This is a genomic window from Acinetobacter sp. TAC-1 (assembly GCF_029025845.1).
Lineage (GTDB): Bacteria > Pseudomonadota > Gammaproteobacteria > Pseudomonadales > Moraxellaceae > Acinetobacter > Acinetobacter guillouiae.
The window spans coordinates 2,444,873-2,467,289 of record NZ_CP118892.1 but is presented as its reverse complement, the minus strand read 5'-3'; the positions used below and the strand labels follow the sequence as shown (position 1 = coordinate 2,467,289).

Genomic DNA, 22,417 nt, shown 5'->3' with positions numbered 1-22,417 from the left:
AACATCATCATTGATTTAAAATTATTTACGCACTGAATCAAGTACTTCTTTGTTTGTCACAACTTCTTGTGCTTTTGAATAACTTTCAATCAGTAATTGATAAGCAGGGAAGATTTGAGTGTACACTTGAGCCCATTCAGCAGCATCTTCACGGTTCCAAGTTTGTTGAATTTCTGAAGCAACCGCCGCTGTATCCATCGGTACCGCACCTGCTTGAACCACACGTGCTAAGGTAATTTCTTGTGCCATTTTGCTATACGTACCTGATGCATCAACCACAACAAAAACTTTATAGCCATCAGCAATTGCACTAATCGCTGGAAAAGCCATACACACGCTGGTAATCGTACCCGCAATAATCAGGGTCTTTTTACCTGTTGCTTTAACCGCTTCAACGAACTCTTGATTATGCCATGCATTAATTTCGCCTTTACGTGCGACATATTTTGCATGGGGTGCATTTGCGTGTATTTCAGGAATAAGTGGGCCATTGGGGCCTTGAGGAACTGAGGCCGTGGTAATGACAGGCATGTTTGATAATGATGCTATTTTAGCTAAGGCTGCTGCACGTTGGCGTAGTTCTGTCATTGGCATATCAGCAACGGTTTGAAATAAACCACTTTGATGATCAATTAACAGCATAACGGAATCATTTACATCAATCACTGGGGCTTGGCCATTAAAATTAGCTGGAGTAGACATTTTATATATCCTTAGTTAAGCAATCATTTGCTGTTTTTAATACTAACAGTAGGACAAATATTGAATTATGCTATTTATATGACATATTGTCTTATATAGAGAACAGTTGCGATATTTAAGGGGGATATGATGAAAGACTTAAATGACCTGTATTATTTTACCAAAGTGATTGAATATGGCGGCTTTTCAGCTGCAAGTAATGCGTTGGGTGTGACCAAATCATTGTTAAGTCGAAGAGTTGCGGAATTGGAAAACCGTTTAGGAGTAAAACTTCTCAATCGAACCACCAAAAGAATTTCGATTACAGATGTCGGGAACATATATTTACAACACTGTAAAGCAATGCTTGTGGAAGCTGAATCAGCTGATGAGGCAATCGCACTGTTAAGCGCAGAGCCGACTGGAATTGTAAAAATTTCTTGTCCTACAAATTTATTGCATATTAATGTCAGTAAAATGTTGAATAAGTTTTTAGCACGTTATCCGAAAGTTAAATTGCATGTGGAAGCAACAAATAGAAAGGTAGACTTGTTTAATGAACGTTATGACGTTGCAATTCGAATCAGACCCTTACCTTTAAAAGATAGTGATTTGATTGTACGTAGCCTATCTATTTCAAAACAATTTATTGTCGCAAGCCCTGATTTGTTGAATCAACATTTCTTGATTAAAACACCAGAAGAATTAACAAGATTGCCTATTTTAATGATGGAGTCTTTGTCCTTTGAATATCATTGGAATCTTTATAATTCTAATAATGAACTATATGTGGTTAAGGATGAGCCGAGGCTAACCACTACAGATTTAAGTGCATTGCATTTAGCGACTTTAGATGGCTTGGGAATTGCAAAACTACCGGAATTAATTATTGCTGAAGACTTAAAAGCGGGCAGACTGGTTAAAGTGATTCCTGAGTGGGAACCGATGCCAGAGCTTATTCATTTGGCCTATACTTCTAGAAGAGGTCTATTACCATCGGTAAAAGCTTTAATCGAGTTTTTGGTCACTGAGTTTGATCAAGTTTAATTCTTTACAAGAATCAGCTTTATTCACCCGCCAATATCTTTGATCGACAACAGGTGAATACTGCAATTGGCATTGAATAAACTGTCATAATTGTTAGAATGCATTTCTTTCGCTGTTTTCATGTTGTTTTTATTTTGTATTTAGGCTGCAAGATGACCAATAACGTTATAGTAAACAGTATTTTAATTAAGGATTTTTTAATGTTATCAATTTATTTAACAGATGTTCAGGAAAATGTGCAGTTTAAAGATTACCCTAGTGAGCACCCTGTTAAATTTATTTTAAATTTCAAAAAGATTTTTCCAAGTGTAATGGAAATTTTACTCCCAGTACTTCCTGATGATGAAGACTTGGATAAAATGACTTGGGAATCTACAACTGAAGATTTTGAGATTTTTAAGAAACTCCTTACAGGTTGGGGTGTGATTGAGTTACGTTTACAAGCGATTAGCCAATATAAGAATAAAAATTTCGCAGACCAACTGCTTAAACAAGCTCAAGCCAAACGTAAAGAATTTGCAAAAAAGCAGCAACAATTGTCTACGGTTGAACTGGACTACTTATTTATGCATGAAACACATGCATTGATTGACGCTGAATTGGTTGAGTTAGGTGAAAAATTCTATTTACCTACTTTGCGAGATATTTGGAAAAATACTGTACCTGCCAAAGTGCTGAATGCTAATTTCTAGTCAAACATAAGCAATAGATTGAAATAATCAAATTCAAGTATAAAAGGCAGTTTTAAACTGCCTTTTATTTTTTATTCATCTGTTTAAGTTTTTTAAATTGTAGGCCCAAGCGTATAAAACATAAAAAATAGAATAAATATTGAACTGATGATACTTAATATATTTAAAACTTTCATTTTTTAACCAATTGCGATATCTAAATTTTGAGTGGAAACATTTTTAATACTTAGATTTTATTCGGCAGTTGTTTAAGCATGATGACAATGATTTAAATGAGGTCATTCATTTAGCAAGTCTTTATGATTTAATTTTAAATGTTGGCATTTCTTATTCAATCTTCTTTATTACGTGTTTGTAGGATAAAACTTCTGATTGTTGATTGATGGATGGTGTATGTCGTGATTTCTATATCTAGGAGTTGCTTAATATTTCTGCTAATTCACTTTTACTTAGAAACATATGACAAAAGTAGATATTTCTAGCAAGTTTTTTTATGTTGTAATACTTTTGATTTTAATCAATTCATACTTGTTATGATTTTTTAAAATATCTTGATAATCTTTTTTAAAGTATCGGATTTCCCCGGGGATATATCCAAGGATATTCAGCAATGTCGAATAATTTTTTAGATTTAATTCATAAACGCCGTACAATTTATGCGATTGGACGTCATGTTAATCAATCTCCTGAGCATCTTACTGATTTGATTCAGCAAGCGATCAAGCAAAGCCCATCTTCTTTTAACTCGCAATCATCTCGTGCAGTGATCTTGTTTAATGCTGAACATGAGAAGTTCTGGAACTTTGTAAAAGTTCAACTCAAAGCTTATGCCAAAGATGAAGCAAGTGCCTTAAAAACAGAGACTAAAATAGACAGTTTTATCGCAGGCTTTGGTACCGTTCTTTTCTTTGAAGATTTAGATGTGATCCAAAACTTACAGGAAAAATTTCCAGCTTATGCAGAAAACTTTCCGATTTGGGCTGAACACTCTACAGCAATCGCACAATTTTCAACGTGGACAACCTTAAATAGCGAGGGTATTGGTGCATCCTTACAGCACTACAATCCAATTGTCGATGAACAAGTCCATGCGGAATGGGATATACCCAAAACTTGGAAACTTCGTGCACAGTTGGTGTTTGGTTCAATTGAAGCGGAGGCTGCTGAAAAAGCCTATATCGATGATGCTGTGCGTTTTAAAGTGTTTAAATAATAGTTTTTATTTTCTCTAGCTTCTTGGCTTGCTCAGCCAAGAAGCTTTGCTATTAAAAATGCTAATCAATCTATTGATCTAATTATACAAAGTGCCGGTTATCTAGACTCAATTTCTTTTCGCAGACTGTTTAGAAAGAAAACCGGCTTAACACCCTTAGAATATCGTTGTAGATTCAGTCGTCGAGTATCAGCTTTTCAATTGAATTTAGCTTGAAAGTTGAGTTGTTGCTATTTACTCACTAAAAGCTGAGGCGATGATGGATGCTTTTTTAAGTTTTATTGATCATTGCTATATAACAAACAAATCATTAAAAAAGAAAACGATTTCCAAAAAAGTGCTAAAGAGGCTTTGATTTAAAATTTAAATGTACTATAGTAAAGCTAGAAAAGTTGAGTAATATGCTTGGTTTTTATGCAGTTGATTCTTTATTTCAAATTAAAGATCTACAGTTAAAAGCAAACTTATACTTTTTTCTATCTCTCTCAATATGAGCAATCAATTGTGTTAAGAAGCAGTGGTCTGTTGCTGGCATTTGCAACAGTATTTTTACAGCTTGCGGTTTTTTTACAGCCGTTATTACCTGAGCAGTATCAAATTGCTCCGGTCTGTGAAGACATCACTCAAGCTTTATTGCGACCAACACATGCACATCTTCATCATGAGCAAGCATCTAGTTTTATTCATCACTATTTGCATTTAGATCAAGCCCAGCAAGCAAGCAGCTCAAGTCATGATCATCATGACATTAACCACCAGTGCCAGTATTGTGTGGTATATGGCAATTTAGTGATGCCACCAGAAATTGGCGTAAAAGAAATCCTAGTGCGTATTCAAGTACGTTTAATGGCTTATGTCGAAAACTTTCAGCATGTCTATTTTCAATTACAACGCCTGTTTCTGATTCCTCAAGGGCGAGCCCCACCTGTAGTCTTTGCATAACACATTCACCGATCCATAGGTTTAGCATTTTTAAATAAAGGCTTTAAAGCCATGCGATCGTATTTCGAATTTATTGTGTAGAGAATGATCATGATTTTTCAAAATTTCCTCGATTTGCAGGAAAGCAGCCTTTGCATGCTATTTTTAGTATTGTTTAAAAATACCGCAAAAAGAAAACAACAGATTGTACTGAATGTTCAGGCGTATGCTGAGTTTGTACAACAAAAAATGTTTATCAATGTATTCAAAACTCAATCTTTACCAACTTTACCAATGAATAAGGTGGTGTCATGGATCTAGGATTAACTGCTTTAGAATTGGCGCGTATTCAGTTTGCTTTTACTGTTTCTTTCCATATTATTTTTCCTTCAATTTCTATCGGGCTTGCAAGCTTTTTAGCTGTGCTTGAATGGCGCTGGCTAAAAACTCAAAATCCTGTTTACCAAGATTTATTTAAATTCTGGGTGAAAATTTTTGCTGTCGCTTTTGGGATGGGCGTGGTTTCTGGTGTGGTGATGAGTTATCAGTTTGGAACAAACTGGAGTGAATTTTCACGTGTTGCAGGCTCGGTAACTGGTCCATTACTGGCTTATGAAGTGCTGAGTGCATTTTTCTTAGAAGCTGGTTTCCTTGGCATTATGCTCTTTGGTTGGGGGCGCGTAGGTCCTCGGGCGCATTTCTTTGCAACGGCTATGGTGGCGATTGGTACCTGTATTTCAATGTTTTGGATTTTATCTTCAAACAGTTGGATGCAAACACCACAAGGCTTTAGTATCGAAAATGGGATTATCGTGCCGCAAGATTGGTTTGCCATTGTGTTTAACCCCTCATTTCCTTACCGTTTAGCCCATATGGCTGCAGCAGCATTCCTTGTTTCAGCCTTACTGGTGGCTGCAACTGCTGCTTGGCATTTATTAAAAGGACGTCGTGACGCATTAATCAAAAAATCGTTCTCTATGGCATTGTGGATGATTCTGGTCCTTGCACCATTACAGGTTCTCATCGGTGATAATCATGGTCTAAATACCTTAAAACACCAGCCTGCTAAACTTGCAGCGATTGAAGGGCATTGGGAAACCAATAAAGGTGAGGGTATGCCGCTATATCTGTTTGGTATTCCAGATATGCAAGCAGAAGAAACTAAATATGCTATCGGTATTCCAAATCTTGGCAGCTTAATCATGACCCATACGCTGGATGGTGAGGTAAAAGGCTTAAAAGAGTTTGCACCTGAAGATCGTCCTAATTCTACTGTGGTGTTCTGGAGCTTTAGAATCATGGTTGGAATGGGCATGTTGATGATTCTACTCGCCGTGATGGCATTGTTTCTACGCAAAGGCGGCAAGCTTTATGAAAACAAATGGTTACACCGTTTTGCTTTTGCTATGGGACCTTCAGGATTTATTGCCTTGCTTGCAGGCTGGTTTACCACAGAAGTTGGTCGTCAACCGTGGGTGGTATATGGAGTGATGCGGACCAAAGATGCTTTATCTCCAGTTTCTGCGGAACAAGTCGGCCTCACTTTAATTATTTTCGTTGTGGTGTATTGCATCGTATTTGGCATCGGCATTTACTATATGTTGAAATTGATGCACAAAGGTCCACAATTTATCTACGCCACACCAGAAAGTGTAGCGCATAGTGAAGAAGCGGTTATTTTGGCCTCTAAACGTCCATTGACGAGTGTTGAAGATAGCGTTGATTCCAATGAACAGGAGCGTAAATAATGATTGATTTATCTCTGATTTGGATTGTCATTATTGCCATTGGTGTATTCATTTATGTGGTACTAGATGGTTTTGATTTAGGGATTGGGATTTTATTTCCCTTTGTTAAAGATCAACACGAACGTGATGTGATGATGAACACTGTTGCACCTGTTTGGGATGGTAATGAAACCTGGATGGTACTGGGTGGTGCAGCATTATATGCGGCGTTTCCAATGGTCTATGCCACTGTATTATCCGCATTATATATGCCCGTTATCCTTATGGTGATTGCTTTAATTTTCCGTGGTGTGGCTTTTGAGTTTCGTTTTAAAGCCAATCGAACCAAACATTTATGGGATAAAGCATTTATTGGTGGATCAATTCTTGCCAGCTTTTTCCAAGGGATGATTCTTGGTGCATATATCCAAGGGATTAAAGTTGAAAACCATATGTATGCAGGTGGTGGTTTAGACTGGTTATCGCCGTTTACTGTGTTTACAGGTATTGGTGTTGTTGTACTTTACGCAGCACTGGGTTGTGGATGGTTAATTTTTAAAACTGAACTTGATTTACAAGATCGTATGTATCAGTTGATGCCTAAATTAATCGTTGCTTTGTTTGTTATCTTTGGTGCAGTCAGTATTTATACCCCGATGGCTCATCCTGAAATTGCAGCACGCTGGTTTAGCCAACCACAATTGATGTATTTTAGTCCTGTACCCATATTGGTGGTGCTGTTTACTTTTCTTGTGCTTCGCGCATGTAAAAAGCGTTATGAACTAAGCCCATTCCTTTATACCTTGGCTTTGGTTTTCCTTGCTTATACTGGGTTTATCATCAGTTTGTGGCCTTATGTGATTCCGCCATCAGTGACTATCTGGGAAGCTGCCGCGCCACAGAGCAGCCAATTATTTGCTTTAATTGGTGCATTGATTTTAATTCCAATTATTTTGATCTATACCGGGCTTTCGTATTGGGTGTTCCGAGACAAAGTTCGAATTGGTGATGAAGGTTATCACTAAACTTAAAAGTCGCATGTTTAGTTTTTGGCTTGAGTAAAAAATAGCCTAAGCAAGATTGAACATGCAGCAGGGTAAAAATTTAAAGCTTTAAATGAGGTAAGCAAGTATGAAACTATCTCAAACACAATGGTTTGTCGTGTTATGGCTAGGTGGATTTCTAACATTGGCGATTATTGCTGGTTTTTTTAGAATGTTGATTCAATTGGCCTACTAAGGTTTTACTGAATTAAAAATGAGGAACATAGTTCCTCATTTTTAATTTAATTTTTTGTTTTAGCGAATGGACAATAAAAATAATCTGTATCTAAGCGGCTTCTAAAAAATTAATAAATCTTTTCCATCAATCAAAAAATGATCATCTTTGATTAAATCAGGCCAACGGTGAAAACGGTTTGGTTTTTATTGAATGGGTTATATGACGTGACAAAGGTAAATTGTTTTTTTAAATAGATGTTACTCAAATTGGGCTTAATTCTATGTGGTTAGAATTTTTTCTAGTACTTTAAAAATAATTTGAAAATCATCATCCTCTAACCAAGCTGAATTACTAATGGTAAAACTTTGTGCTGCGAAGCGCGTTGCATTTGGCGTATCCGCATGTATATGCGATAACGCTGGATAGTGGGAAATTGAACGTACAAAAAGTTTGGTTATGCCTAAACCTGAGCACCAAAGTTCATCTAATATTTTTTTACATAATCTTTCGTTTTCTACAAAACAAATCAAAAAGGGAAAAGTTGCCTGAGTATTTATCTGTTCATCAAATATATGTAAGTTTGGCAATAATCTTAATTGTAAGATACGCTTTTTAGCTCGCTGTCTTGCTTGTTGCCAATGTAGTGGAAGGCGTGTACTGGCATGTGCTGCGACTTGACTGCGCCATTTTCCAAGTTGATGAATAGGGATACTGTCGAGATCAAAGTTATCCCCTACAGCTGTGATTTCATCATGGTTTTCTAGCGCCTTACGCAAAGGTTTGCCATAGAGCCATGTTAAAGTTGCAGGACGATAAAGCAAACTATACGCCATCAACTCCAAACAACGTTTCAGCTCCCATTGCTTGAGCAGAGGTAATGTTAAGGAACTCTCATAAAGTTGCTGGTTGATTTCTAGATCCCGACTAAACAATACACCTCCTTCAGCACTGGTTAGTCCTTTGCCAAAAGCCAGACTAAAAAATGCAATATCTCCAATTAGCCCTACGCTTTGATAATGGGTTTTAGCACCCATAGATTGAGCAGCATCTTCAATGATAAAGGTCTGATAATGCCGGGCAATTTCTTGGACTAAGCTAAAATCATAAACTAGACCAGCAAAATGAGTCACCACAATTGCCAAAGTATTTGCATTGGTTAATTGTTGTAGTTGTTGAATCTCAAAATTTAAGCTATTGGTTTCTATGTCACATAGAACGGGCGTTAATCCTATTTTCTCAATCGCCAGTGCCACCAACGGACATGTCCATGCTGGAATAATGACTTGTTTACGTTGTGGCTGTCTTTTTTCTAGCGTTTGCAAGGCAAGAATTAGAGCAACTGTACCTGAGCAAGTTAAACTCGGTTGAGGAATATTGAGTAAATGGCTTAGATATGTGGATAGATCTGTTTGACGAGCAGAAGGAAACAGATCTCTAAAATTAATCGTGAGGCCATTGGTCGGTGGGATTTCTTTTTTCATATTTAGATGTCGTAAGTCATATTCCTATGTATTGGTTCAAATAGGGTGTGGTTTTACTTCAGTACTTCATTGGTTGAAAGATGTTGTTTTGACTCATCTTTTGCTAAGAAAAGTACACCAATTAAAATCAGTGTTGCGCCTAGTACTTTTGCAAAGGTGAGTGGTTCATTAAACAACCATATAGATAGAAGCGTGACGCTAATCAACTCCAAATGTGATGCAGCAAAGGCAGGTCCAACAGGTGCATGTTTGAGTAAAGTCATCCATGTAAAAAAGGCCCCGATATAGCCAATAATTGCCCCATAAATCCAATAATGACTCAAGATACGGATTAACCAAGCCATATCATAAGTCAGTGGCATTGCATGGATGGACGCAAATTTAAAACTGATTTGGGCCAAGGTGTCAAAAGACATTAATATGATAAAACCGATGATATAAAATAACTTCATGTGCCTAATCCCACAACAGTGACGCCTAAGCTAATTAAGATGACACCGATCAGTCGATTACGTGTGAGCTTTTCATTGAAAAATAAACGCCCAGCGATAAGGATGACAACGATATTGATACTGCCTAACATCACACCATCAGACAATGGGACTAAGGAAAGGAAAATAAGCCAAGTGAAAAACTCAATGATATAACTGGTGATACCAATCCAAATCCAGGGACGTATTGCCATTGCTTTCCAATGTGCAATGCCATCATGTTGAGTATTTTCTGACGCTGCTGCCTTAAAAGCCAGTTGACCGACAGTATCAATGACAATAGTTAGAAACCAGACAGCAGCAATAGCTAAATTCACGCAGGTTCACCATGTTTTAGATTCGCTTCAACAGTGCTTATTTCAGCTGAGTTTTCTACAGGGTTGGAAATAACAGCCAATTGTTGATGCTGTTTGATGAAATTTAATGATGCTTCAATGACTTGTTTACGATCGTTATCAATCGTGATCATATGGTAGCTTTCGTAAAGCCAAATTAATTGTTTTTGGCCCGATACTTTGTCATAGATCAACTGACTATTTTTTTTATCCGCAATATCATCATGAAATGCATGTAAACAAAGCGTCGGAGCGGTAATTTTGTATAAATTTTTACCAACATTTTTGGATAAGCGTTGCATCTGATAAAGTGAATGCCAAGGATTACCTGGCAATCCAGCTTTACTACTATCATCACTTTTCATGGCTTCTAGAATACGCATACGCAATTGTTGGTTTTTAATGCCGTAAGGCTCAGTTTCATCAAAGGCACTATTTTTAAAAATATTTAAATGCGAAACGATGGGTAAAACGATAGGGGCGAGTATTTTTGACCATCGTGGAATACTCCAACCATCAAATTTAAAAGTTGGGCTATAACAAATCACTCCAGAAACTGGATGTTCTGAAGCATATTTAAGTGCCAATAAAGAGCCCATAGATAATCCAATGACAAATATTTCATCAGTATGCTTTTTTAATTCTTCAGCAGCTTGGCAAATACTTGAATACCAGTTTTCCCATTTGGTTTGGACTAAGTCTTGCATTGTTCCGCAATGTCCTGCGAGCTGTACGGCTAAGACACTATAGCCCATTTGCTGACAGGGCTTTGCCACACTACGCATTTCATTAGGTGTGCCTGTTAAACCATGGATCAGTAGTACACCAGTACGACTTCCATTGATGAAGAATGAGTTATCTTTAATCATGCAAGCACCATAATCGTTGGATCAAGTTCAAAATCACTCATCAGTAACTTTTCTAAAGGTTGATGAATTTCTGTAATATTTTTAAAAGGCGTATATAAAATTTGTTTTTCGCGGCAATGTTCAATCAGGGATTTTTTTGCAAAGACATAATTTGCACTTTCGGCAAGACAAAAATCTGAACGACCATCGCCAATTAAAATAATATTTGTCTGATGATTCATCTCAGCAATTTTGCATTTACAGGTGCCACTTGCACTTTTACAGGCTAAATTGGTATTTGGAAATTCTAATCGCCATTGGTATTCATTTACTTGAACCAAATGATTCGCGATAACTGGAAGATGCCCAAGATTATACTTAGATAAAATATATTGAATCACCAGATCTAAACCATCGCTAACAATGGTCAGTGGTATGTTATGTAAGGCGCTCAATTGCACCAGATCTAAAAAACCAGCATCAATTTCTATTTGATCTAAACATTGATAAAACGCTTGTTGATTCATATGCAATAAAGCGATTTGTTGTTGCATACATTGCTTTGAGCCAATCAATCCTTGTTCCCATTGCTGCTCAATGGCTTGCCATCCATCTAAGGCAAAAGTTTCCAATAAATGATCAGTTGTATCATTTAAACTAATAGTCCCATCAAAATCACATAATATATGCCAAAGGTTTTGTGAGGTCGTATTCTGTTGCGGGCTTATCAGGAACATAATAAGTTTTACCACTGTTATTTTAATAAACTTGTCACATAAATTAATTTTCGATTCTTAATTAAATCTTATGGGAAATTAGTGGCAAAAAGATGACGTTGCTGTATTGTAAAAAAGTGTAATTTATTAAAATTATTTAATTTAATAAAAATTAATAACTTATTTTTTTATCGCCTCAAATTAAAGGAATTTAAAATTCATATTTTTGACTGAATTAAGTTTCGGGTCACAAAACAAAACAATGTTAATGGAATTTTACTTTTTTTTAAGATTCGCATAAGAAAGCAAATTCATATTTAGCCCACATCGCAAATATGCTGATTTCAGATTTGAAGTCATTATAAAAATGCGTTGAATGGACCGAAATATGAACAATCATTTAAAACCCATAAAACTTGCGCCGATTATCGGAATACTACTTAGTTCATCCTATGTATATGCAAATGATGATCAGCCTGCAGCTTTAAGTATTGGTGCAAATTACACTGTCGATTTTCAGCCATATAAAGGAAAACGTACCTATCAGAGCTTATTACCTACAGCTTTCTATGATAACGGTCGCGTTTATTTAGAAGGCGATGAAGCCGGTGTTTATCTTTTAAATGATGATCACAATGAACTGCGGTTAAATGCTGCATACGATGGCAGCAGTTATGACCCGAGTGGGGAGCTGACTGGACTACAACGCCGTAAATGGTCAGTCATGGCGGGTGGTAGTTATATGCGAATAACGCCATTTGGGGGTTTTAAGGCCCAGATTGGAACAGACGTACTTTCTCGAAGTAAGGGCACGATTGCCACAGTATCTTATCTGGCCGAAATCAGTCGTGGTAAATGGTCTTTTTATCCTGAAATCGGCGTGCAATGGAACAATGCTAAATATAACCAATATTACTATGGCGTAAGTTCATTAGAAGCCCAACGCACAGGTATCAGTTCTTATCAACCCAGCTCAAGCTTTCATCCTTTTTTAGGGATGGCAGCTGATTACCAGATTTCAAAAGATTGGAGTGCTTTTGGCACTTTAAACGTCGATTTTCTTTCAAAGGAACAAACAAATAGTCCAATGATTGACCGACGTACAGATATTTATCCATCCATCGGCATCAAATATAAATTTTGAATGTAACTCATTTCTCCACTCAGATTTTGTTTCAAAACAAAACTGAATCAATTAAAAGCTCGAAAAAGGTAACAACATGAATATCAAAGAAAACCATCTTTTTTCAGAAGGTCAGGCCATGACAAAACGTGAACCATTAGATGAAGCACAACTCTTGGCGGATGAAGCCAAATATTGTTCATATGGCGATACCGTGCATTATGTCAATCCGCCTAATATTTTTACAGATTGTCGAGGTAGCTATGTTTATAATGACCAAGGCACGCCATTTCTTGATCTTCAAATGTGGTTTTCAGCAGTTAATTTTGGTTATAAAAACCCACGCCTAGACCAAGCATTAATTAATCAAATTCATACTTTACCTCAAATTGCCAGCCAATATTTACACCCAACTAAAATTGAATTGAGCAAAGTCATTGCCGAAGATATGTTGAAAAAGACCGGCGAAAAGGGACGTATTCACTATAATGTTGGTGGATCACAAGCGATCGAAGATTCATTAAAATTGGTGCGAAATTTCTGTCATGGTAAAAGCCGTATGTTTGCTTTTGAAGGCGGCTATCATGGTCGAACTTTAGGGGCTTCTTCAATTACCTCAAGCTATCGCTATCGCCGTCGTTATGGTCATTTTGGTGAACGTGCTCAATTTATCCCTTTCCCATATCCTTTTAGACGTCCTAAAGGGATGACAGCTGAAGAGTATGCAGTAAAACTTGTGGCTGAGTTTAAACGCTTATTTGAAAATGAATATCATGGTGTTTGGGATCCTAAAGTTCGCGAAAGTGAATTTGCCGCTTTCTATATTGAAACGATTCAAGGAACAGGTGGTTATGTCATTCCACCTATGAATTTTTATCCAGAGTTAAAAAAAGTTTTAGATGAACATGGAATTTTATTGGTTGTTGATGAAATCCAAATGGGCTTTTATCGTACTGGTAAATTGTGGTCATTTGAACATTTCGGTATTACCCCAGATGTATTGGTATTTGGTAAAGCTCTGACCAATGGTTTAAATCCGCTTGCAGGCGTTTGGGCGAAAGAAGAAATCATTAATCCTGAAGTTTTCCCTGTTGGATCAACGCACTCGACTTTTGCATCAAATCCATTGGGTACGGCAGTGGGGCTTGAAGTCATGAAAATGCTGGCCGAGAAAGATTATGAAAAACAAATTATGGAAAGTGGTGCATATTTCCTTGAAGGCTTAAAAGATCTACAGAAACGCCATCCTGAAATTGGTGATGTTGATGGGTTAGGCTTAGCTTTACGTGCAGAAATATGTCAAGTGGATGGCTTTACTCCAAATAAAGCATTATTGGACAAAATGGTAGATATTGGTCTTTCAGGTACTTTGGAGTATCAAGGTGAAAAATGTGGTCTAGTCTTAGATGTGGGCGGCTATTACAAAAATGTGATTACATTTGCACCAAACTTGGAAATCTCACGTGCTGAAATTGATCAAGCAATGGTTTTATTAGAGCAGTTATTACTACGTGCTAAAAAAGAGCTGTGATTCAGTAGGTTGAATTTATGACAATGCAAACCGATCTCAATCAATTGGAACCACATTCACTGGTAGATGCTTTTATTCAGCATCCACCTAAAATGTTTGATGTAAATGATTCAAGCGATTTTTTAACTTTTTTTACAACAGATTTTAATCTACTCACGACTTTAGATCTTCCTGTAAAAAAACGCATTGAATCTACATTAGGTTATTCATATTGGGGGCGGTTTTTGCATTTAAAAACATGTTTTATTGGAACGACCGTAACCGAATATAGCCCACTTATCAGTAGTTTACCGGTCAGTGATTTGCTGCAACAACTCAAGCAACGTATAGGCCAGCAAAGTTTAACGATTATTAAAGATTTACCAATAAATTCGCCTTTATTAACTGCGCGAGAGAATCTCTATAGTCAGCAATTTATTGAAGTTGCAGAGCGTGCCGGTTTTCTGGCGATAGAAGGGCAAGCTTTGGCTTATGTGCCAATTGATTTTGAAAATCGAGAAGATTATTTAGCAAAATTTTCAAAAAGCCGCCGTAAAAATTTGAAACGCAAGTTGAAAAGCTTAGACGATTTACGGGTTGAGATACTCGATACAGGTGCGCAACAATTTGCACAGCACGCATTTCGAGCGCAGTTATATCAGTTATTTTTAAATGTTTACAATCAAAGTGAGGTTCACTTTGACTTACTCACTGCTGAGTTCTTTGATGAAATTTTGCAAGATGCTGAAAATGGTGGCAAAGTTTTTTTGTATTGGAAAGCGCAAATTTTAGTGGGATATAACATTTGTTTTGTGTACCAAGGTAATCTTGTTGATAAATATATTGGTTTAAATTATCCCTTAGCCATTGAATATAATCTTTATTTTATCAGTTGGTTCATCAATCTGGATTATGCCAAACAACATCATTTAAAATTTTACATTGCTGGTTGGACAGACCCTGAAGTAAAGGCTCAGTTGGGTGCTAAGTTTACTTTTACACGGCATTTAGTCTGGATTAAACAACCTATATTAAGATTTGTACTCAGACGACTACGCCATTTGTTTGAAGCAGATGCACATTGGCATGAAAGTATGCAGGAGTCAAAATCATGAATAGCATTAGGCAACATGTTGTTCTCAATTTTGATGGTTCAGTCGAGATTTCGAATGCTGCGCAAAACATCGATCTTGCCAGTTGGCAAGAACAAATCCGTTTTGGATGTCATTGGAAAAAATTTCAGCAACTTGAAGATTATCTAGCCGAGCAATTACCTCCATCAGATCAATTGGGTTGTGTATTTATGGGAAGTGGTGATTATCATCATATAACCCAGCTGCTTTTAAAACGGATAACAAACAATGAACCTGTTCATTTAATTGTTTGTGACAATCACCCTGACAATATGCGTTATCCGTTTGGAATACACTGCGGTTCATGGGTGTATTGGGCCAGTCAATTGCCACAGGTTGCCCGGATCGATGTGATCGGCATCAGCTCAAGTGATATTAGCTTAAAACATGCATGGGAAAACCATTGGTCTCCTTTATATAAGGGCAAATTGCATTATTGGAGTATTCAACAAAAGGCGAATTGGACCCAATGGATTGGCGCACAACATGCATGGCATGGTTATGATGAGCCAGACCAATTAATGTCAGATTTTTTTAATGAAATACAAAAAATTGATCTACCTATATATTTATCTATAGATAAGGATGTGTTGTCTAAAGATGTGGTGATGACCAATTGGGATCAAGGGCATTTTTTAGAAAAACATTTGCAGGATCTAATTCAAACTTGTTCAGCGCGTCTAATCGGAGCCGATATTACTGGGGATGTCTCAGCTTTTCATTATCAAAGTCGATTGAAAAGGTTTTTAAGTGAATCCGATGGGCAACAAGAGCCGACCCAAATCGAAATTGCTCAATGGCAAATACATCAGCAAGCATTAAATCAAAGATTGCTTAACAGTATTCATCACGCCTGGAAAATAGATGAATAAAACAGATCGTATTCGGTCTCATGTTATAACAACAATTATTTTTGATTTACGATCTTGATCATGTATACCGCAGCAAGAGTTTTTTCTGATGTTTGAGCTTATTATCGTAAAAAAGTAGGACTAAGATCATTGTAAAACAATAAAATAGCCTAAGCAAAATTATATAAATGCAATTGGATTTTCTCATTTATAAAGACATAAAAAGTACTTTATCTAATTTAAACTGGATTTTATGTCATGTTTAGATCATTTTCTTGCCAAGATGAATGGTTAAATACCGATTCATTCTGATCAATGTTTTCATTATCCATAATATATAAATGGCTGGCATTGTTGAACTTTAGTTTTTGAGGATATCTAAATAGAAATAGGGTTCTAATTGACGAATTTCTGTGGGTTTAAGACCTGCATCTAACAGGTATTTTTCTCTATTTTCGAGAACATCACGGACATCCTTAATACAATCTCTGGCTTGATCTAGGTTGAGTCCAAAGGCATTGCTACGACTGATAAGGTTGTCATAGCTTCCAAACCGTCCATCATTGCCTAAAACCAGAGCATGTTCATTTGGAAATGAGCTTGGCATACCATGAGGTAAAACATCAAAAAGCGGGCTTAAAGCATAATGTTGTTTTTTCATGTCATACATCAAAAAACCATGATTTTTTAAATGATCGTCAGTATTGCTAATCATGACATTCAGCACCATCCGCTTATAGAGTTCTTTTTGATTACTGATAGCATCAAAACAAATCTGACTACAGACTTTGGCAATACTCATATAGGACATTTTAGGATCTCCTATACGAATTTTCTGAATATTGAGCAAACTATTGGCACTTATATAGTGCTTTTTACGTTCAGGGCAGTTTCGATCAAAGCGTTCAACTAAGAGAATAGGGCGACCGGCACATTCTGTTAGTTCGGCATTACATGTATTGAGCCCCATATCTCGTGCCATATTCAGCGAAGCATATTCGACTTTACAGGTATCAAACAAATCATCACTTTTATTAAATTTGGCAATCCATTCTTTATTTTTATACATCACAAGGGTTTTGGGTCTGGCTCCGCCCATTGAAGCCCCGTTATATAACAGCTTGTTTAATTCAAGTTGCTCAAGTTTCATCTCAAACGGATCTCGTTTTTTTTCGATGAGTTCAGTAATTTGTATGAAAGTTTCTAATTCTGCATATTGAATGATATTTGAATTGTTTTTTATATGCGATTTAGACAAGCTTCCAACAATACAGCCGACTGAATTTCCTTGTGAAGCGAGTAACCATTCCAATTGATTTAATGGTGTTCTACGGTGTAAGGCATTGGTTAAGCGTTTACCCCAATTGTCTGGTGTTGCATCTGCAAGTACACCAAAACCATCTTTAGAAATAGTTTCATATGGTTTGTTATAAGACTGAAAGCTTAGATTAAGTGGATCTAAAGGGAAGGCATCTGCACGTTGTAAGTATGATTGACCATAAAGAAAGCGATAAATCGGTTTTTCATAAGAATAGTGTGCAGCAATTGTTGGCTGGGAGCCTGTATCTATGAAAACATAACATCCTTTAACTTCATCCATGTTCATTTACCTATCAGAAATCATCACTAATCACAGACTGTTTTTTTAATCTTGCACGTACTGAACTATTACGATTTTCGAGTGCCAAGCCAACTTCATCCAACTCAGGATTCGCGAGTGAGCCTAGGGTATGTTCAAGGCCAAAGATCACTAAAACTGAAATCACATTTTTTAGGCTGGTACTTGGATCACCTTTTTCCATACGTGAGATCGTTCGGTTATCTACATGAATGCGATTGGCCAAATCATGAATGGTCATATTACGTCGAAGTCGGGCTTTTTTGATATTCGTCCCAATTTGAGTCAACATGTCTTCCACACCATCAAGCATAAAATTATGCGCCGAAGTTCTCATCGCAACATTATCCAAAACATGACATAAAATGTATATTATCATGGTTAACATGGATTTTATGTCTTATTTTTATAATTTGAGTTCAATGTATGAAATGTCGAATGGAATAGATAAGTGGCTTAATTTCACCTACTAGAATGAAGAAAATCATTAAGAATAGGGATGATCGTACGTAAGCGGCTTAACCGCATGCTAAATCCAATCGTTTATAAAATAGCCTAAGCAAAAATTTTAGAAATTTCTTCTCTTAAATAAATGTGCCTAGAATTTTCATTTAGCACACCGTGCCAATAAATTCCCATATTTAATACAGGTAGATCAATAGGATGCTCAAAAATATTAATACTTTGATCTACCTGTAAATGTGCCAGTATTTGCTTTGGAATGGTTAACATCGCATCAGGATATTGTGCTAAAACTTGCAGGGCAGTTGAATAATGCTGACAACGCATAAAAATCTGACGACGAAATTGCGCTTGATTTAAATATATGTCCTCTAAAAGCAAACCAGTACGGCGTGAAGAAACACCGATATGAGGTGATGCAAAATACAGTTCAGAATTGATATTTATATGCTGAGAACAAATCACAAAATGATCTTGAACCAAATTTTGATAATTAATTTTATCACCATAATTTTGTTCTAGATCAATGACAAAATCGACTTGTTGAGCAGCTAAATCAGCAATTACATTCTTGCGGTCAAGCTTGGTACTTAGAAACTGAATGGTTAAATTCAATTTTTGGAAATGGTGAATCAATTTGGGAAAAATAATCGGTTCAATTTCATCATGTATTGCAATGCGTAAGGTTTGTACTGAACTGGGATCAAACTGTTGTTTTTGTTTGGAGATATTTTGAAAAGCAAATAAAGCATTTTGTACAGATGGATAAATCTGTTCAGCAAAAGGTGTCGGCAGCATTTTACTCCCAGCGCGAACAAATAAATCATCTTGCAAATGCTGCCTAAGTCTTTGTAAAGCATGACTCGCAGCAGACTGAGTAATGCATAAAATCCTTGCCGCTTTTGAAATATTTCTTTGCTCATAAATGGTGATAAAAAGTGGGTATAAATTAATATCAATATGATTGAAAATCGACATATCAAGATTGGTTTTATTATGAATCATATTCATAGTGAGGTATTGAATTAAATCATTTGGTTCATAATAGGTTTTCAGCTAAGGTAAAGTAAAGAGTCACTATTCAAATATTTATCCATATATTTTCAGGAAGATAAGCATGTTTGAACTTTCAGCACGTGCGCAAGAATTTGTAGAACGTACCAAAGCCTTTATTAAAAATGAAATTGAACCTGTAGAAGCTGATTTTTGGAATGAAGTCCATGATCTGAATCAAGGCGGTGATTGGACAAAATGGCAATGGCCAGCGCAACTTGAAGTCCTGAAAAATAAAGCAAAAGCTGCTGGACTTTGGAACATGTTTCTACCAGATCCAGTATTGGGTGCAGGTTTATCTGTACAGGAATATGCCCATATCGCAGAACTGTCAGGCCGTAGTTTAATCGCACCCACAGTATTTAATTGTAATGCTCCAGATAGTGGCAATATGGAAGTGCTATGGCGTTATGGTTCAGATCAACAAAAACAACAATGGCTTAAGCCGTTATTAGAAGGAAAAATCCGTTCAGTATTCTGTATGACTGAACCAGCAGTTGCTTCATCGGACGCAACCAACATGCAGGCAACTGCAGTGGTAGATGGTGATGAAATTGTATTGAATGGTCGTAAATGGTGGTCTTCAGGTTTGGGAGATCCAAATGCGAAAATTATTATCTTTATGGCGCATACGCCTGATGAAAGCAAAGATCGTCATCATCAACATTCCATGGTTTTAGTGCCTGTAGATACTCAAGGCGTGACCATTGAACGTATGTTACCCGTGTTTGGTGATTATGATGCGCCACATGGTCACGGCGAAATTAGTTTTAATCAAGTTCGTGTACCTGTAAGTAATTTTATTGGTGGTGCTGGACAAGGGTTTGAAATTGCACAAGGGCGTCTAGGTCCGGGTCGTATTCATCATTGTATGCGATGCATTGGTGCTGCTGAAAAAGCATTAGAATTAATGATTGATCGAGGAATGAGTCGAACTGCTTTTGGTAAAGAAGTGCTTAAATTAGGTGGAAATTTAGAACGTGTGGCAGATGCTCGTGTTGCGATTGATCAAGCACGACTGTTAACCCTGTATGCGGCGTATAAAATGGATACTCAAGGGACTATGGCTGCGCTTACCGAGATTTCAGCCATTAAAGTTGTTGCACCTTCAGTTCTTGAAAAAGTAGTTGATATGGCCATTCAAATTCATGGTGGCATGGGCGTATCACGAGATACACCTTTAACAGGATTCTTTGCTCAAGCCCGCAGTTTACGTTTAGCGGATGGCCCAGATGAAGTGCATAAAGGGATGATTGCAAAATTAGAATTAAAAAAACGAGGTTATGGCTCGCGTAGAAAATAACAATTTGCTGATAAAAAATAACTGCTTTATGTTAGAGGTGTTATATATAAAGTAGTGAGCAAGTGAAGTTTTTAGTTAAAAGTATCATTCTTTAGAGATGTATGGTTTAAAACATAAGATTCAGGGAAATAATATGTCAGTCATTGATATTGGTGGAAATATACGTGAAGGCGAGGAGCTGGACATTCGTGCTGTCGGAAATTGGCTCATTGAAAATGGATCTGAAATTTCAGGCAATGTAGAAGTGACTCAATATTCTGGCGGAGCTTCAAACTGGACCTATCGTTTAAAATATGACAATGCTGATTTAATTTTACGTCGTCCACCCAAAGGGACAAAGGCGAAATCTGCACATGATATGGCGCGTGAATATCATGTACAAAAATGGCTTGCACCATACTACCCAGTTCTTCCTGAAATGGTCGCGCTGTGTCAGGATGAATCCGTAATTGGTTGTGACTTCTATGTGATGAAACGCATTGAAGGTATTATTCCGCGTGCCAAACTGCCCCCTGAGCTGAATTTTACTCAACAGCAAGTGCATGAATTATGTATTAATGTCTTAGACAAGCTGATTGAATTACATCAAGTTCCATATCAAGGCACCGAACTCGAAAAACTTGGAAAAGGTGATGGGTATTGCCGTCGTCAAGTTGAAGGTTGGGATGCACGTTATGAAAAGGCGCACACCATCAATGTGCCGAGTTTTAAATTTGTACGTAAATGGCTTAATGAAAATATTCCTGCTGACTCAAACACGTGTTTGATTCACAATGATTGGCGTTTTGATAATGTCATTCTTGACCCTAAAAACCCAACCCAAGTGATTGGTGTATTGGATTGGGAAATGGCAACCATTGGTGATCCTCTTATGGATTTAGGTTCTGCTTTGGCCTATTGGGTGGAAGATACAGACAACCAAATTTTTAAATCAACCCGTCGCCAGCCTACACATTTAAAAGGGATGCTTACCCGTAAAGAAGTGGTTGAATATTATTTAGAAAAAACCGGATTAAAACCTGATAATTGGGCATTCTACGAAGTATTTGGTATTTTCCGTTTAGCTGTAATCGCACAGCAAATTTATTATCGTTACTATCATAAACAAACAGATAATCCTGCTTTTAAAGATTTTTGGATTGTGATTCATGCCTTACATATTCGTGCATTAAAACTTATCGGTTTACAAAAAATTGAAGCCAATGAAGTTGCACAGAAATATCTTGAAAAATTTAAGGAAATTTTAGGAAAATGACCACAATCTACCTCGTTCGTCATGGACAAGCGTCATTTGGTGCAGAGAGTTATGACAAACTTTCACCCAATGGCGAGTTACAAGCCAAACTATTGGGGCAATATCTCGATAAAATTTTGAAAGAAGAGCCTTATGTGGTTGCAGGTTCAATGTTACGCCATCAGCAAACAGCAAGTTTTGCTTTGGCTGAAAGTTTTTCCGATGCTCAAATTGTGACTGACCATCATTGGAATGAATTTAACCACCAACAAGTTTTTGCTCAATATGATCCGCGTTTTAATCAACCGCATCTACTTCAACAAGATGTTGCCAAAGAAAAAAGTCCACGTGCCTATTTGGCAAAAATTTTTGAAGGGGCAATTGACCGTTGGACTGGTGGTGAATATCACCATGAGTATGACGAATCTTGGCCAGATTTTAAAAACCGTGTAGAAACGGCTTTACAGAATTTATGTGATGAGCTGGTAAAAACCAAACCTCGCTATGCAATCGTATTTACTTCTGGCGGTGTTATTTCAGTTGTTGCAGGAAAACTTTTGGAGTTAAGCGCCAATAAAACCTTTGCATTGAATTGGGCAATTGCCAATACCAGTTTAACCACATTACGACTGGTGGGAAATGAACCACAACTATTGAGTTTGAATGAACATCATTTTATTAAGGCTGAAGATCCGCAACTATTGACGTGGATTTAAAGTCGCACTTTTAGAAATATAAAAACAGTTTAAGGAATTTG

24 protein-coding genes and 1 pseudogene are annotated in these 22,417 nt (G+C 36.9%); 16 read left to right on the top strand and 9 right to left on the bottom strand.

The features are described from left to right. Window positions 1-21: 21 nt before the first annotated feature. Window positions 22-702, bottom strand: coding sequence for a hydrolase (locus PYV58_RS11545; protein ID WP_004821422.1), 681 nt, complete (start codon window positions 700-702; stop codon window positions 22-24). A 129-nt stretch (window positions 703-831) separates the two neighbouring features. Between PYV58_RS11545 and PYV58_RS11540 the strand changes: the two genes are divergently transcribed. The 9 genes and pseudogenes from PYV58_RS11540 (at window position 832) to PYV58_RS11500 (ending at window position 7,520) form a co-directional block, all read left to right on the top strand. Then, window positions 832-1,728, top strand: a complete 897-nt coding sequence (locus PYV58_RS11540; protein ID WP_034610442.1) for a LysR substrate-binding domain-containing protein — start codon at window positions 832-834, stop codon at window positions 1,726-1,728. A gap of 200 nt (window positions 1,729-1,928) precedes the next feature. Then, a complete protein-coding gene (locus tag PYV58_RS11535) occupies window positions 1,929-2,420 on the top strand; it encodes a hypothetical protein (protein ID WP_275059528.1) in 492 nt (163 codons plus the stop codon). A gap of 610 nt (window positions 2,421-3,030) precedes the next feature. Next, entirely contained in the window at window positions 3,031-3,633 is a 603-nt protein-coding gene (locus PYV58_RS11530) for a nitroreductase family protein (RefSeq protein WP_034610445.1), read from the top strand. Window positions 3,634-3,699: 66 nt separating this feature from the next. After that, window positions 3,700-3,849 (top strand): annotated as a pseudogene (locus tag PYV58_RS11525) (AraC family transcriptional regulator); the annotation flags it as partial. Window positions 3,850-4,134: 285 nt separating this feature from the next. Next, window positions 4,135-4,575, top strand: a complete 441-nt coding sequence (locus PYV58_RS11520) for a DUF2946 family protein (protein ID WP_034610448.1) — start codon at window positions 4,135-4,137, stop codon at window positions 4,573-4,575. A 135-nt stretch (window positions 4,576-4,710) separates the two neighbouring features. Continuing rightward, window positions 4,711-4,875: a hypothetical protein gene (locus tag PYV58_RS11515; RefSeq protein WP_227504207.1), complete on the top strand. Its 165-nt coding sequence runs from the start codon at window positions 4,711-4,713 to the stop codon at window positions 4,873-4,875. Further along, window positions 4,866-6,302 carry a cytochrome ubiquinol oxidase subunit I gene (locus PYV58_RS11510; protein ID WP_004720575.1) on the top strand — a complete coding sequence of 479 codons (1,437 nt, stop codon included), beginning with the start codon at window positions 4,866-4,868 and terminating at the stop codon, window positions 6,300-6,302. The genes PYV58_RS11515 and PYV58_RS11510 overlap by 10 nt, the downstream gene beginning before the upstream one ends. Next, entirely contained in the window at window positions 6,302-7,306 is a 1,005-nt protein-coding gene (gene cydB, locus PYV58_RS11505) for a cytochrome d ubiquinol oxidase subunit II (RefSeq protein ID WP_004821432.1), read from the top strand. The genes PYV58_RS11510 and cydB overlap by 1 nt, the downstream gene beginning before the upstream one ends. A gap of 106 nt (window positions 7,307-7,412) precedes the next feature. Continuing rightward, a complete protein-coding gene (locus PYV58_RS11500) occupies window positions 7,413-7,520 on the top strand; it encodes a DUF2474 family protein (RefSeq protein WP_004821434.1) in 108 nt (35 codons plus the stop codon). 260 nt (window positions 7,521-7,780) lie between these two features. Here PYV58_RS11500 and PYV58_RS11495 read toward each other — a convergent pair whose 3' ends face one another. The 5 genes from PYV58_RS11495 to PYV58_RS11475 are packed head-to-tail and all read right to left on the bottom strand — an operon-like array spanning window position 7,781 to window position 11,394. Further along, window positions 7,781-8,983 carry a DegT/DnrJ/EryC1/StrS family aminotransferase gene (locus PYV58_RS11495; RefSeq protein WP_034610455.1) on the bottom strand — a complete coding sequence of 401 codons (1,203 nt, stop codon included), beginning with the start codon at window positions 8,981-8,983 and terminating at the stop codon, window positions 7,781-7,783. Window positions 8,984-9,036: 53 nt separating this feature from the next. Further along, entirely contained in the window at window positions 9,037-9,435 is a 399-nt protein-coding gene (locus PYV58_RS11490) for an EamA family transporter (RefSeq protein ID WP_004821438.1), read from the bottom strand. Continuing rightward, the gene (locus tag PYV58_RS11485; protein ID WP_004821440.1) at window positions 9,432-9,791 is read right to left on the bottom strand and encodes an EamA family transporter; all 360 of its coding nucleotides are present in this window, start codon (window positions 9,789-9,791) and stop codon (window positions 9,432-9,434) included. The genes PYV58_RS11490 and PYV58_RS11485 overlap by 4 nt, the downstream gene beginning before the upstream one ends. Then, the gene (locus tag PYV58_RS11480; RefSeq protein ID WP_034610461.1) at window positions 9,788-10,678 is read right to left on the bottom strand and encodes an alpha/beta fold hydrolase; all 891 of its coding nucleotides are present in this window, start codon (window positions 10,676-10,678) and stop codon (window positions 9,788-9,790) included. The genes PYV58_RS11485 and PYV58_RS11480 overlap by 4 nt, the downstream gene beginning before the upstream one ends. Further along, a complete protein-coding gene (locus tag PYV58_RS11475) occupies window positions 10,675-11,394 on the bottom strand; it encodes an MtnX-like HAD-IB family phosphatase (RefSeq protein ID WP_034610465.1) in 720 nt (239 codons plus the stop codon). Before PYV58_RS11475 ends, PYV58_RS11480 begins: the two co-directional genes overlap by 4 nt. 367 nt (window positions 11,395-11,761) lie before the next feature. Between PYV58_RS11475 and PYV58_RS11470 the strand changes: the two genes are divergently transcribed. The 4 genes from PYV58_RS11470 (at window position 11,762) to PYV58_RS11455 (ending at window position 16,011) form a co-directional block, all read left to right on the top strand. Then, window positions 11,762-12,517 (top strand): MipA/OmpV family protein, encoded by a 756-nt coding sequence (locus PYV58_RS11470; RefSeq protein ID WP_034610468.1) that lies wholly within the window; start codon window positions 11,762-11,764, stop codon window positions 12,515-12,517. Between the two features lie 76 nt (window positions 12,518-12,593). Further along, window positions 12,594-14,027, top strand: coding sequence for an aminotransferase class III-fold pyridoxal phosphate-dependent enzyme (locus PYV58_RS11465; RefSeq protein ID WP_275059527.1), 1,434 nt, complete (start codon window positions 12,594-12,596; stop codon window positions 14,025-14,027). Window positions 14,028-14,050: 23 nt separating this feature from the next. After that, window positions 14,051-15,121, top strand: coding sequence for a GNAT family N-acetyltransferase (locus PYV58_RS11460; RefSeq protein WP_171066906.1), 1,071 nt, complete (start codon window positions 14,051-14,053; stop codon window positions 15,119-15,121). Beyond that, window positions 15,118-16,011 (top strand): hypothetical protein, encoded by an 894-nt coding sequence (locus tag PYV58_RS11455; RefSeq protein ID WP_004821452.1) that lies wholly within the window; start codon window positions 15,118-15,120, stop codon window positions 16,009-16,011. The genes PYV58_RS11460 and PYV58_RS11455 overlap by 4 nt, the downstream gene beginning before the upstream one ends. Window positions 16,012-16,351: 340 nt before the next feature. Here PYV58_RS11455 and PYV58_RS11450 read toward each other — a convergent pair whose 3' ends face one another. The 3 genes from PYV58_RS11450 to PYV58_RS11440 form a co-directional block, all read right to left on the bottom strand. After that, the gene (locus tag PYV58_RS11450; RefSeq protein WP_004821454.1) at window positions 16,352-17,590 is read right to left on the bottom strand and encodes a HipA domain-containing protein; all 1,239 of its coding nucleotides are present in this window, start codon (window positions 17,588-17,590) and stop codon (window positions 16,352-16,354) included. 13 nt (window positions 17,591-17,603) lie between these two features. After that, entirely contained in the window at window positions 17,604-17,945 is a 342-nt protein-coding gene (locus PYV58_RS11445; RefSeq protein ID WP_051065603.1) for a helix-turn-helix transcriptional regulator, read from the bottom strand. Between the two features lie 218 nt (window positions 17,946-18,163). After that, complete coding sequence (locus PYV58_RS11440) at window positions 18,164-19,081, bottom strand: LysR family transcriptional regulator (RefSeq protein ID WP_034610471.1); 918 nt, start codon at window positions 19,079-19,081, stop codon at window positions 18,164-18,166. Window positions 19,082-19,187: 106 nt separating this feature from the next. On the opposite strand from PYV58_RS11440, the gene PYV58_RS11435 reads away from it, so the two are divergent. The 3 genes from PYV58_RS11435 (at window position 19,188) to PYV58_RS11425 (ending at window position 22,376) form a co-directional block, all read left to right on the top strand. Then, on the top strand, window positions 19,188-20,426 hold the full coding sequence (locus PYV58_RS11435) for an acyl-CoA dehydrogenase family protein (RefSeq protein ID WP_034610474.1): 1,239 nt from the start codon (window positions 19,188-19,190) through the stop codon (window positions 20,424-20,426). A 133-nt stretch (window positions 20,427-20,559) separates the two neighbouring features. After that, window positions 20,560-21,681, top strand: a complete 1,122-nt coding sequence (locus tag PYV58_RS11430; protein ID WP_034610477.1) for a phosphotransferase family protein — start codon at window positions 20,560-20,562, stop codon at window positions 21,679-21,681. Then, window positions 21,678-22,376: a histidine phosphatase family protein gene (locus PYV58_RS11425; RefSeq protein WP_004720559.1), complete on the top strand. Its 699-nt coding sequence runs from the start codon at window positions 21,678-21,680 to the stop codon at window positions 22,374-22,376. The genes PYV58_RS11430 and PYV58_RS11425 overlap by 4 nt, the downstream gene beginning before the upstream one ends. Window positions 22,377-22,417 lie beyond the last annotated feature (41 nt).

Excerpts from the sequence above, each read along its gene's own strand:
- PYV58_RS11510 (WP_004720575.1), top strand. The coding sequence starts at position 4,866 with ATGGATCTAGGATTAACTGCTTTAGAATTGGCGCGTATTCAGTTTGCT.
- PYV58_RS11515 (WP_227504207.1), top strand. The coding sequence starts at position 4,711 with ATGCTATTTTTAGTATTGTTTAAAAATACCGCAAAAAGAAAACAACAG.
- PYV58_RS11545 (WP_004821422.1), bottom strand. The coding sequence starts at position 702 with ATGTCTACTCCAGCTAATTTTAATGGCCAAGCCCCAGTGATTGATGTA.
- PYV58_RS11465 (WP_275059527.1), top strand. The coding sequence starts at position 12,594 with ATGAATATCAAAGAAAACCATCTTTTTTCAGAAGGTCAGGCCATGACA.
- PYV58_RS11445 (WP_051065603.1), bottom strand. The coding sequence starts at position 17,945 with ATGAGAACTTCGGCGCATAATTTTATGCTTGATGGTGTGGAAGACATG.
- PYV58_RS11540 (WP_034610442.1), top strand. The coding sequence starts at position 832 with ATGAAAGACTTAAATGACCTGTATTATTTTACCAAAGTGATTGAATAT.
- PYV58_RS11535 (WP_275059528.1), top strand. The coding sequence starts at position 1,929 with ATGTTATCAATTTATTTAACAGATGTTCAGGAAAATGTGCAGTTTAAA.
- PYV58_RS11495 (WP_034610455.1), bottom strand. The coding sequence starts at position 8,983 with ATGAAAAAAGAAATCCCACCGACCAATGGCCTCACGATTAATTTTAGA.
- PYV58_RS11425 (WP_004720559.1), top strand. The coding sequence starts at position 21,678 with ATGACCACAATCTACCTCGTTCGTCATGGACAAGCGTCATTTGGTGCA.
- PYV58_RS11490 (WP_004821438.1), bottom strand. The coding sequence starts at position 9,435 with ATGAAGTTATTTTATATCATCGGTTTTATCATATTAATGTCTTTTGAC.
- PYV58_RS11470 (WP_034610468.1), top strand. The coding sequence starts at position 11,762 with ATGAACAATCATTTAAAACCCATAAAACTTGCGCCGATTATCGGAATA.
- PYV58_RS11475 (WP_034610465.1), bottom strand. The coding sequence starts at position 11,394 with ATGTTCCTGATAAGCCCGCAACAGAATACGACCTCACAAAACCTTTGG.
- PYV58_RS11450 (WP_004821454.1), bottom strand. The coding sequence starts at position 17,590 with ATGGATGAAGTTAAAGGATGTTATGTTTTCATAGATACAGGCTCCCAG.
- PYV58_RS11430 (WP_034610477.1), top strand. The coding sequence starts at position 20,560 with ATGTCAGTCATTGATATTGGTGGAAATATACGTGAAGGCGAGGAGCTG.
- PYV58_RS11530 (WP_034610445.1), top strand. The coding sequence starts at position 3,031 with ATGTCGAATAATTTTTTAGATTTAATTCATAAACGCCGTACAATTTAT.
- PYV58_RS11455 (WP_004821452.1), top strand. The coding sequence starts at position 15,118 with ATGAATAGCATTAGGCAACATGTTGTTCTCAATTTTGATGGTTCAGTC.
- cydB (WP_004821432.1), top strand. The coding sequence starts at position 6,302 with ATGATTGATTTATCTCTGATTTGGATTGTCATTATTGCCATTGGTGTA.
- PYV58_RS11500 (WP_004821434.1), top strand. The coding sequence starts at position 7,413 with ATGAAACTATCTCAAACACAATGGTTTGTCGTGTTATGGCTAGGTGGA.
- PYV58_RS11460 (WP_171066906.1), top strand. The coding sequence starts at position 14,051 with ATGCAAACCGATCTCAATCAATTGGAACCACATTCACTGGTAGATGCT.
- PYV58_RS11480 (WP_034610461.1), bottom strand. The coding sequence starts at position 10,678 with ATGATTAAAGATAACTCATTCTTCATCAATGGAAGTCGTACTGGTGTA.
- PYV58_RS11440 (WP_034610471.1), bottom strand. The coding sequence starts at position 19,081 with ATGAATATGATTCATAATAAAACCAATCTTGATATGTCGATTTTCAAT.
- PYV58_RS11435 (WP_034610474.1), top strand. The coding sequence starts at position 19,188 with ATGTTTGAACTTTCAGCACGTGCGCAAGAATTTGTAGAACGTACCAAA.